Source organism: Burkholderia sp. Tr-862 (genome assembly GCF_011753085.1).
GTDB lineage: Bacteria > Pseudomonadota > Gammaproteobacteria > Burkholderiales > Burkholderiaceae > Burkholderia > Burkholderia ambifaria.
This window is the reverse complement of sequence record NZ_VWWG01000002.1, coordinates 66,340-76,075: the sequence shown is the minus strand read 5'-3', so window position 1 is coordinate 76,075 and position 9,736 is coordinate 66,340. Positions and strand designations below refer to the sequence as shown.

At 64.9% G+C, this 9,736-nt stretch carries 16 protein-coding genes; 12 read left to right on the top strand and 4 right to left on the bottom strand.

Features of this window, described 5'->3' with window-relative positions:
• Window positions 1–16 precede the first annotated feature (16 nt).
• From F3J14_RS01090 to F3J14_RS01080, 3 genes are read right to left on the bottom strand one after another with little or no spacing between them, the layout of a single operon-like run.
• Window positions 17–244, bottom strand: a complete 228-nt coding sequence (locus tag F3J14_RS01090; RefSeq protein ID WP_166721397.1) for a hypothetical protein — start codon at window positions 242–244, stop codon at window positions 17–19.
• Window positions 241–465, bottom strand: coding sequence for a hypothetical protein (locus tag F3J14_RS01085; RefSeq protein WP_166721396.1), 225 nt, complete (start codon window positions 463–465; stop codon window positions 241–243). The genes F3J14_RS01090 and F3J14_RS01085 overlap by 4 nt, the downstream gene beginning before the upstream one ends.
• Window positions 466–507: 42 nt before the next feature.
• Window positions 508–762, bottom strand: a complete 255-nt coding sequence (locus F3J14_RS01080) for a YdaS family helix-turn-helix protein (protein WP_166721395.1) — start codon at window positions 760–762, stop codon at window positions 508–510.
• An 84-nt stretch (window positions 763–846) separates the two neighbouring features.
• Between F3J14_RS01080 and F3J14_RS01075 the strand changes: the two genes are divergently transcribed.
• The 11 genes from F3J14_RS01075 (at window position 847) to F3J14_RS01025 (ending at window position 8,451) form a co-directional block, all read left to right on the top strand.
• Window positions 847–1,191 (top strand): helix-turn-helix domain-containing protein, encoded by a 345-nt coding sequence (locus tag F3J14_RS01075; protein WP_166721394.1) that lies wholly within the window; start codon window positions 847–849, stop codon window positions 1,189–1,191.
• Between the two features lie 852 nt (window positions 1,192–2,043).
• Window positions 2,044–2,424, top strand: a complete 381-nt coding sequence (locus tag F3J14_RS01070; protein ID WP_348771929.1) for a hypothetical protein — start codon at window positions 2,044–2,046, stop codon at window positions 2,422–2,424.
• 25 nt (window positions 2,425–2,449) lie between these two features.
• Window positions 2,450–2,767, top strand: coding sequence for a hypothetical protein (locus F3J14_RS01065; RefSeq protein WP_166721392.1), 318 nt, complete (start codon window positions 2,450–2,452; stop codon window positions 2,765–2,767).
• Window positions 2,767–2,943 (top strand): hypothetical protein, encoded by a 177-nt coding sequence (locus tag F3J14_RS01060; protein ID WP_166721391.1) that lies wholly within the window; start codon window positions 2,767–2,769, stop codon window positions 2,941–2,943. The genes F3J14_RS01065 and F3J14_RS01060 overlap by 1 nt, the downstream gene beginning before the upstream one ends.
• Window positions 2,940–3,089 (top strand): hypothetical protein, encoded by a 150-nt coding sequence (locus tag F3J14_RS01055; protein WP_166721390.1) that lies wholly within the window; start codon window positions 2,940–2,942, stop codon window positions 3,087–3,089. The genes F3J14_RS01060 and F3J14_RS01055 overlap by 4 nt, the downstream gene beginning before the upstream one ends.
• A complete protein-coding gene (locus F3J14_RS01050) occupies window positions 3,086–3,229 on the top strand; it encodes a hypothetical protein (RefSeq protein WP_166721389.1) in 144 nt (47 codons plus the stop codon). The genes F3J14_RS01055 and F3J14_RS01050 overlap by 4 nt, the downstream gene beginning before the upstream one ends.
• Window positions 3,226–4,035, top strand: coding sequence for a PD-(D/E)XK nuclease family protein (locus tag F3J14_RS01045; RefSeq protein ID WP_166721388.1), 810 nt, complete (start codon window positions 3,226–3,228; stop codon window positions 4,033–4,035). The genes F3J14_RS01050 and F3J14_RS01045 overlap by 4 nt, the downstream gene beginning before the upstream one ends.
• 14 nt (window positions 4,036–4,049) lie before the next feature.
• Window positions 4,050–5,231, top strand: coding sequence for a hypothetical protein (locus tag F3J14_RS01040; RefSeq protein WP_166721387.1), 1,182 nt, complete (start codon window positions 4,050–4,052; stop codon window positions 5,229–5,231).
• 12 nt (window positions 5,232–5,243) lie between these two features.
• Entirely contained in the window at window positions 5,244–7,010 is a 1,767-nt protein-coding gene (locus F3J14_RS01035) for an AAA family ATPase (RefSeq protein WP_166721386.1), read from the top strand.
• Window positions 7,007–7,624, top strand: coding sequence for a 1-pyrroline-5-carboxylate dehydrogenase (locus F3J14_RS01030; RefSeq protein ID WP_166721385.1), 618 nt, complete (start codon window positions 7,007–7,009; stop codon window positions 7,622–7,624). The genes F3J14_RS01035 and F3J14_RS01030 overlap by 4 nt, the downstream gene beginning before the upstream one ends.
• A 311-nt stretch (window positions 7,625–7,935) precedes the next feature.
• Window positions 7,936–8,451, top strand: coding sequence for a hypothetical protein (locus tag F3J14_RS01025; RefSeq protein WP_166721384.1), 516 nt, complete (start codon window positions 7,936–7,938; stop codon window positions 8,449–8,451).
• Window positions 8,452–8,474: 23 nt separating this feature from the next.
• Here F3J14_RS01025 and F3J14_RS01020 read toward each other — a convergent pair whose 3' ends face one another.
• Window positions 8,475–9,014 (bottom strand): hypothetical protein, encoded by a 540-nt coding sequence (locus F3J14_RS01020; RefSeq protein WP_166721383.1) that lies wholly within the window; start codon window positions 9,012–9,014, stop codon window positions 8,475–8,477.
• Here F3J14_RS01020 and F3J14_RS01015 point away from each other — a divergent pair.
• A complete protein-coding gene (locus F3J14_RS01015; RefSeq protein ID WP_166721382.1) occupies window positions 9,013–9,696 on the top strand; it encodes a hypothetical protein in 684 nt (227 codons plus the stop codon). The two genes, F3J14_RS01020 and F3J14_RS01015, sit on opposite strands and share 2 nt — an antisense overlap.
• The last annotated feature ends 40 nt before the right edge of the window (window positions 9,697–9,736 follow it).

Genomic DNA, 9,736 nt, shown 5'->3' with positions numbered 1-9,736 from the left:
CTAGCGAATAGTTGAGTTAGCACGTATCGCCCTCCGTCTCTCCGTCAGGCGTCCCCGCTCGTCCCACTTTGGGCCGCATCTCGAACTCGATGACGAGCGGGTGCAAGGCGCCGTACGCACCGCGTAGCACCTGAATGCCGAGGAAATCGGTGACCGCGACGCCTTCCGCCGCCGCCCGCATTGCCAGATCAGCTGCTTCGGCCACCGGCAGCAGGACAGCCTGCTCCACGCGGCGAGCAGTCATGCATTCACCTTCGGGCCGGACTGTCCCACTTCGGCACTGACGCTCGCGAGCTGCACGGGCAAAGTGCCGACAACGCCGAACAGCGCCACTTCCGCGATGCGGTTGAGCGCGGCGGAGTCGGAGTCGATGCCGTGCAGCTGCTTGTAGAACTGGAGCGCGTCGTAGACGCGATCGCGCAGGCGCGTTTTTACTTCGTTTCTGAATTCGGCGCGTCTTGACATGACGATCACCCCGTACTTATCGAGAAAAAATGCTGATGTTCTTCACTGCCTCTCCGGCGCGGGCTCGGCCAGATCAGGCCAAATCTGCTTCCAGTCGTCTGGGCGGAAGTCGCGGTAAGGAATACCGACGGCCGTCCCGACGAGAACGCAGTTCTCGGGACGCATCGCGTTTGGCGAGTGCAGCCATTTGTGGATGTGCGGCTGCTTCTTGCCGATCAGGCGAGCCAGCGCCGACTGGGAGCCGGCTTTCTCGATCGCACGCTGCAGCGCAGGGACGGAGCAATTGGTCGGTTTCATGCCGCAATACTATAACCAAAGTTATTTGCCCGCAAGAACTTTGGTTATTTGCCGGCTTACAACCAAGGTTATAGGATGCCCGCTATGGAAAATCCTGAATTCGGGCGCCGGGCGAAGGAACGCCGAGAGGCACTGGGCCTATCCCAGAAGCACGTCGCAGAACTTGTGGGCGTGTCGCAGCCGGCGATCGCCAAAGTCGAGAGAGGCGGCAGCACCACGACCACGAACGGGTTCGCTCTCGCGCGCGCGCTTCAAACCACATTGGAGTGGCTCGAATTCGGCGATGAGGCTCAGCGGATTCCGCCAGGCTACGATCAGCTCGACGAACTCGGCCGAGCCAAGGTCGAGGCGTACATCAGTGGGTTGCTGGCGCAGTCAGCTCCACGCCACGCACCTGTTCAGGACGAAGACAGGCCGTTTGGAGACTGATTCGCCGCACTTCATGAGGCAGCGGCTCAAGCGACGCGTCCCAGAACGAGAACTCGCGCGTAACGACCGGCCGCTTCGCTCTCCCGGTAAAACCGAAGGCCGGATTCTCCAGCAGCACATCCCACCGACCATCTGACCGCAGACGCTGAATCGTCACAATCGTGCCGATCAGCGCTGGGTGTCTGCTCGTCACCACCCTAGCCAAGTCCCCGGGCCTGCAGCGCAGGCGCGTCTTCGATTCTTCTTCCACTGGCCGCCCTCGTCTTGGTTTCGCCATACCACTGTATGAATGTACAGTAGTTTAGCCGCAGTCCCGCCAGACTTTCAACTGCTGTCAGCAGACGCTTAATAAACCGATCTCGATCGGCTGTTACAAATTTTCGCCGCGAACGATAACTTTGGTTGTTGACACGTCGATAACCTTAGTTATAATTCAACTCATCGCGGCCCCATCGCCGCGCCACCGCCTCCGGCGGAACGCTCTTTAACAACCGAAGGTATGCCGGGACCGCACACGCGGAGCAACCGGCCGGCGCGATCTGCGTCGTGAGTCAGGACGGACGCTGCGGAAAGCCGCGGCGCGCCGAGCGAACCTGACGCAAGACAGCCAGCAACACGTGACCGATGGCGTCGTAATCGGCACAAACCTCGCGCGGCCCGGAGCCGGCACGGCCGGGAGTAGCCGGGCGCGCGAGTGATGCAGTCCTGACCGGCGGCGGTTCGTACTCTCGAGGCGTCGCCGGTGAGCACTGCACGCACATGCAGATTTTCTATTCAAGACTTCAATTCAGTTAGCAATCCTACTTTGATAGGGAGGATGCGATGCACGTTCCTCGAATCCATCACCACAACGTGCGCGCGCTGCCCGCGCTGGTCGACCGACACACCGACCAGCTGCAGACCGCGGACGACGATGCCGCGCTGGCGCGCGACGAGCGCAACGAAAAGATCGCCGATGGCGTCACGTTTGACGTGCTGCCGTTCTCGACCGAGCAGATCGCTGTGCTCGACGCCGCGCTGCGCCGAGGCCGAATCGAGGACGTTTACGAGGTTTGGAACGTCTGCAAGGCAGTCCTCGACGCGGAGATCGCGCAGCGAATCGCAGATGCCGACGTCGCCGCCCCGCGTTTCGCGCACACCTACTGCTCCGCCTGCGGCGCGGAGCTCGGGTCCGGCAACGCTGGCGTGAGCTGCTGTCGCGATCACGCCGCACGCGTGCTGCGCGCCATCTGACAAATCGACCATACCGAGGGACCACATGGACCAGATCAATCACACGCCCGGGTCGTGGAATGCATGCGAGCCCGGCGACTATCTCGACTACGACGGGAATTGCATCGTCGTACTCGGCGAATACATCCGCATCTGCGTTGTGCTCGGCGTGAGCGACGAATCGAAAGCGACCGCGCAGCTCATCTCGGCTTCGCCGGACCTCGCGACCGCGCTGCGCCTCGTCGCGTCGAAAACGGTTCTCACGTCGGGAATCCGTGCAGTCGTCGATGCGGCGCTGAACAAAGCGGGCTACCCGCCGCCCGAGCCGGTGCGCCACATTCGAATCTGCGGGGAGGGCCTGTGATGCGCACCACGAGCGACAGCCTATCGCCTGTATTGCGCCATTACAAACGATCGCCTGTATCGCGCGTGCGGTACGTGATCGAAGGATCGGCATGGGCGTTCGCGTACGGCGTCGCGATCGGCGCGCTCTGGTTCGGCGCTGATCTGGCCGGCCGCTATCTCCGGAGCTTCGGATGAAGTCGCTGCTCCGCAAGCTCAGCGAGCTGTTCGCGCTCTGGATCGTCATCGCGACCGCGCTGTTCCTGTTCGTGTGGCTCGTCGTACCGCAGATGCTCGGCGAGCCGGACGACGTGCCCGCCGCCATTCCGACGAGGTCCACATGAGCCGCTTCACCGACCATGCCGACCTTTTCGAGCGCCGCCACCCGCGCGCCGCGCGCGCCCTCGTCGTCGCGATCCTCGTCGCGGTCGCCCTTCTCGCTGTCGCCGTCGACAGCCTCACCAAGCACTGGGGAATCGTATGAACCCATCCGTCTATACCGTTCGCGCGTCCAGCTGGGGCGCACTTTTCGACTGCGCCTACCGGTGGGAAGGCATCCACCTCTTGAACATGCGCAACGTCGTGGGCCTACGCGCCGCGCTCGGCACCGCGATCCACGCCGGCACCGCGGTATTCGACCAGGCCCGCCTCGACGGCTCCGGCCTGACTGTCGACGATGCGGCCGGCGCGTTCGTAGACAAGCTCCGCGACCCGCAGAACGAATTCGATCCGGAGCGCGACGACCTGAGCATGTCCGACGCGGAACGTATCGGCCTGTCGCTTACGACGAAGTACTGCCTCGAGGTCGCGCCGCGCTACGACTTCATCGCCGTCGAGATGGAAACGAAGCCGCTCGAAATCGACTGTGGCGGCGGCGTCATCGTGCGCCTGACCGGCACGATGGACCGCGCACGCGTGCGCCGGTCGGCGGCCGGCGTCGGTATCGCGGACCTGAAGAGCGGCTCGTCGGCCGTGCAGAAAGGCGCAGCCGTCACGAAGGGCCACGGCCCGCAGATCGGCACGTACGAGCTGCTGTACGAACACACGTCCGGCGACCAGATCGGCGATACCGCTGAGATCATCGGCCTGAAAACGAAGGGCACGCCGGAAGTGGCGACCGCGCCGATCGCCAACGCGAAGCGCGTGATGATCGGCACCGAGGAAACGCCCGGCCTGATCCAGTTCGCCGCGGACATGTTCCGCTCCGGCCGCTTCTACCCCAATCCGAAATCGCTGCTGTGCGACAAGAAGTACTGCCCGCGCCACAGCACTTGCCAGTTCCACGACTAACTCGCGAGATCGCCATGTCCACGCCTACCACCCTGGAATCCGTCCGCTCGCCGCTGCCGCGCGAGGCCAACCTTCCCGCCGTCGCACCTGGCTTCGGCTCACTGCAGTCGTTCGAACTCATGCAGCGCGCGGCGAACCTGCTGGCGTCGTCGACGCTCGTGCCCGCGGCGTACCGCAAGGTGATCGAGAAGCTCGACAAGTTCGGCAACGTGAAGGAGTCGCGCGAGAACCCGAACGCACTCGCGAACGCTGTCGTCGCGCTGAACATGGCGCAGCGCATGGGCGCCGATCCGCTGATGGTGATGCAGAACCTGTACATCGTCGAGGGCCGGCCGTCCTGGTCCTCGCAGTGGATCATCGCCGCCGTGAACGGCTGCGGCCGCTTCTCGCCACTGCGCTTCGACATCAAGGTGCTCGGCGCGAAGAACGTCGACTACGTCGAGACGTTCTGGGAGAACAACCAGCGCCAGAAGCGCACGATCAGCGTGCCGATCACGGACAAGGTCTGCATCGCCTGGGCAATCGAGAAGGAAACCGGCGAACGCATCGAGTCGCCGGCCGTGTCGATCGAGATGGCAGTCAAGGAAGGCTGGTACACGAAGAACGGCAGCAAGTGGCAAACGATGGACGAGGTCATGCTGCGCTATCGCACGGCGTCGTTCTTCGGGAAGCTGTACGCGCCCGAACTGCTGATGGGGCTGACAACCGTCGAAGAGGCCGCCGAGATCGTCGACGTGCACGACGACGGCAGCTACTCGGTGAATCGCGCGACGCTCGACGAGCTGCGCGCTGGACGTGCGCAACCTGCTGACGAAGTGCCGCGCGGCGCCGCGCCGGCGCAGACCGGCCCGGCGAGTGAGGCGCGCACGGATGGCACACCTCCTGCAGCTGACCACGCGGGCCCGGCCGACGACCAGGGTGTACCGCCCGAGGATCGCGGCCAGAGCGGCTTCGCGTTCGACGTCGATGGCCTGGTGCGCGGCATCCGCGAGGACATCGAGTCCGCCGCGACCGCCGAGGATCTCGACCTGGCGCGCAGCGCGATCGCCGGCGTGCCGGATGAGGCAGCGAAGGCGGACCTGAACGCGGCGGCATCGGCGCGCATGCGGGCCATCACCGCGGCGGCCGAACAGGCAACGCAACAGCCGCGCGCCGGCACCGCGCGTCGCACACGCGCACCGATCAGCGCCGACTAACCGGAACCTCCCATGAAGATCACCGACATCTACGTCTCGAAAGTGCTTGGGATCCACGCCGCGGACCTGCGGCTGTCGAAACCCGTCGCTCTCTTCGCCGGCCCGAACGGCGCCGGCAAAAGCAGCCTGCAGGAAGCCGTGCGCATGGCGCTCACCGGCGACACCGTGCGCGTCGCGCTGAAGAAGGAATACGGCTCGCTCGTCACCGAAGGTTCGGAGGCCGGCCAGATCGTGGTCGCGTGCGGCGAGCAGGCGAACAGCGTCACGCTGCCCGGCGGCAAGCTCAAGCGCGAACTCGCAGAGGATCTGCGCTTGACGCTGGTTCTCGACGCGCAGCGGTTCGCGCATCTGAGCGCCGCCGAGCGCCGCGCGTTCCTGTACGAGCTGATGGGCGTGAAGATCGGCACGCAGGAAATCCGCGCGAGGCTGGTGGACAAGCTCAACTCCCCGGCCCGGGTGATCAAACTCGCGACCGGCGCACAGCTCGAAGCGATCACGCCGATGCTGCGCGCCGGCTTCGAAGCCGCGCAGAAGGAGGCAGCCGACCGCGCGCGCGGAGCGAAACAGGCATGGCGCGCGACGACGGGCGAAACGTACGGCAGTCAGAAGGCCGCTGATTGGCGCCCCGCCGCCGTCAGCTTCGATGCGGCAGCGCTGCGCAAGCAGGAAGGCGAGCGAGCGTCGATTGACGGCGAGATTGGCGAGCTGCAGCGCCAGATCGGCGCGGCGGAAGCCGGCGAGGCTGCGGCGCGCGCCCGCGCGGCGAAGATTGCCACGCTGCGTCAGAAGGCTTCCGGTTACGCGAAGGCGGCTGAGCTGGCGCAGCTCGCCGATAACCAGATCGCCGAGTTTCTGCCGCAAGTCGAAGCGTTGCGCGTGCGCGCAGGCGCCGCGCCGGCCGGCGTCGAGTGCTCGTGCCCGGAGTGCGGCGCGCTTCTGCGCTTCCTGAACGGCGCGCTCGCGGCGGCAGCCGCTACTGGTGCCCGCGACGAGGACGCGATCTCGAAGCTGCCCGAGTACGAACGCAGCCTCACGGTGCTGCAGAACGCCGCGCGCAACCGCCGCGCAGAGCTCGATGCGGCCGAGGACGCGGCCAAGCAACTGAAGGATCTCGAGATCGAAGCGAGCAACGACGACGTCACCTCGTCAAACGAAGCGATCGACGCGGTGCGCGGCGAGCTCGCGACGCTCATGCAGCGCCGCAAGCAGCTCGACACGGACATCGCAGCCGCGCGCGACGCCGAGCGCCGCGCCGCCGCCGCAATCGACATCACGGGCAAGGCTTTCGCGCTGTATCAGGACGTGGCGGCATGGGAAGCCATTGCCGACGCGCTCGCGCCGAACGGGATCCCCGCCGATCTGCTGCGCGAGGCACTCACGCCGATGAACGAGCGCCTGACCGCGCTCGCCGAGCTGTCCGAATGGGCCGACGTCACGATCACGCCCGACATGGAGATTCTCGCGAACGGTCGCGCGTACGCGCTGCTGTCGGAGTCGGAGCGCTGGCGCGTCGACGCGCACATCGCCGCGGCGATCAGCCACTTCTCGGGCCTGAAGCTGCTCGTGCTGGATCGTGCCGATGTCCTGGTCGGCCCGGAGCGCGACCGGCTGCTCTACTGGCTCGACGACCTCGCATACACCGAGCAGATCGACACGGCGCTCGTGTTCATGAGCCTGAAGACGGCACCGAGCGGTCTGCCGGACGGCATCGAGGCATTCTGGGTCCAGGAAGGACATATCGCGGCCGCCGCGCCGTGTGCCGTACGGGAGGCAGCGTGAGAGAGGACATCGAGCGGTATCTCGCCGATACGTCGGAAGCCACGGCGAAAGCCGTGGCGACCGGAACGGGGTTTCCCCAGCTCGACGTTACGAAGGAGCTGAATCGCATGCTCGGCGACGGGCTGGTCGAGCGCGAGAAGCGCGCCGGCGGCGGCAACGAGTACGTGTACTGGCTCGCCGGCGCGGCGCAGCCGGCTGCTCCGACGTGCAATGTTCCGGCGGCGACTGCCAAGCAGTTGATCACCGAGGCCGTCGAAAGCCTGCCGCCCGCAGCGTTCAGCGCAGTCGACAACGAGCGCGTGATCGCCGATCTGCGGGCCGCCGTCGAGCGCCTCTCCGCCGAGCGCGACGCCGCGCAGCTGAAGGCCGACACCTGGCGCGCGAACGCCGCGGCGCTCGAAGCGCGCATCGACGAGCTGACACTCGGGCCGGTCGGCGCACACGCGCCGCTGTTCGTGACGGTCGGCCGCAACTGCAAACCGCAGCGCCACGAATCGCTCGAGAAGGCCCAGCGCCGTGGCCGCGCCCTCGTGCGCAGCGAGAAGGAATCCGAGGTGCTCGTGCTCGAACCGGTCGGCCGGATCGTGCGCGGCACGGAATGGATGCCCCGCTGACCCCATAGAGCTTACCCCGCGCGGTGTGCCTCGGTCCGCGCGGTATTCGAAGGGCGCCGAACTTTTCTCGGCGCCCTTTCTTTTTCCACCGGCTTCAACGGTGGGTGCTCGGAGTGACGGGTGGGCGCCGTCACAACCAGGCGTGCAGCGCCGGCGATTCATGCTACCCGCTGCCATATGCGAGCCGAGCACCCAGCCATTGAGGCTGATCACTTGCCATGCACATGCTTGGCAACGCGGTAGCGCCGATCGTTGCGCGCGACGTGCTCAACGCAATCAAAGCAGCGGCCTGACCACCTGAGGACCACGCCATGACCACCGACAAGAACCGCGCTCAGGTCTCAGATAGTCAACTCATGGGTCAGATCGAGCACGAGCGCCGCCTTGGGAGCACCTCTGCGCATCCCGCGGCCGTCGTCAAATCCAACCAATGCCCGCGCGATGATCGCTCGCAGCTCGTCGAAATATGGTTTTCGTTGCTCTTGGTCGCACGGGCCCAGCGCATCGAGGAAATGATCCGAAAAGTAGATCGAGACGCTCCTGGACCACTGCGTCAGTTGTTCAGGCTGATCAGGAAGCGGCCACAAAACAAAGATGTTCACAGGCGACCCGAGGTGAAACTGAACGCCTTCGGGAAACAAGTCGGTAATCGCATCGGCAATGTCCTGAAGCTCGGGCAAGTGGCGCTCGTCGATTTTGTACATACGGACCTCAAGTACGTTTTCGGGAGGTCAGTATGGGTGATGTTTCACCGCTCCGGCAAGCGCGCCGCCGGCCGCGAGCCCGATGGCCGCACGCACGACGAATTCCCGGGAGAAGCACGATGACCGATGCAGCCAATTGGACAAGATTACTTCTCGTTCAGTCGCCCTTCCCATTTCGCTTTCTTCATGCGGACTATTTCCATAGACGCATTGAGCACCGAGTATTGCTCGCCGCAATAGGCATGAAGCTCCGCCATTTTCATCGTAGACACCACTTCGGTTCGGCGGAGCGCATGGCAGAACTGCTGGATTGCCATCCACGCAGAAAGGACGCACGTGGTTATTTCAGTGGGCAAACCGCTATGGATGGCTTGTCCCAGCGCATCCGATGCCTTGTCGAGACGCGAAGCGTCGAAAGTCGCGTCTCCGTTCAAATCCCGCCGTTTGGACATGCTCTCAATGCTATTGAGAATCGGAACGGCACAATCGATCGCATTTTGGAGAAGTGCTTCGGCATACGTGGACGCGCGATAGCGTTCACGCAATCGGTCACGCTCCGCAGAGCGATCGGCATGCCGCACATGCATCGAGTGCTGAACAAACACGACGGCAAATGCGCCAACAATGGCGAGTGCAGCAACGACCGCCTGTGCAAATGCCAGCCAATCCCCATGGTGCCAACTCATGCGTGAATCCCCGATTTTATTTTCTGGCTCGATGGTACGAGCCATCCTCGAAGGCCGCAAGACGCAGACGCGCCGCGTCGTGAAGCTACCGCACAACAACCCTCTCGGCGAATGGGAGCTGACCACGATCGGCGGTGAGAACGGCGGTAAAACTGCAGCCGGCGAAACGGTGCCGCTACAGGGTGCGATCTGGCACACCCGCACTGGAGATTGCCTGCTCTGCCCACACGGCCAGCCCGGCGATCGCCTGTGGGTGCGCGAGACGTGCCGCGCGGACGAGCTCGACAGCGGCCTCGATGGCGTGCGCTATCCGGCCGACAGTGCGTTCCGCGCAATCGAAGACTCGAGCGACGCCGCCGGGCGATGGCTCGAGCTGTACGCGTACCGCGGCCAGACCGGCGCGACTGTTCCTGCCATCCACATGCCGCGCTGGGTGTCGCGCATCACGCTCGAGATCACCGCCGTGCGGGCCGAGCGCCTGCAGTCCATCAGCGAGTGCGACGCGCGCGCCGAAGGTGTGACGATCGAAGACCACCACATGCGCGGCTACTGCGCCGGCGCCTACCGGCCGCCGAGCATCCGCGCCTTCCATGACCTGTGGGACAGCCTGAACGCCGCGCGAGGGCACGGCTGGGACGTGAACCCGTGGGTCTGGGTTGTCGAATTCAGGCACCTCGCCTGAGCCACCCTTTCGATAACTTCTCGTTCCCAATGAGGATGAA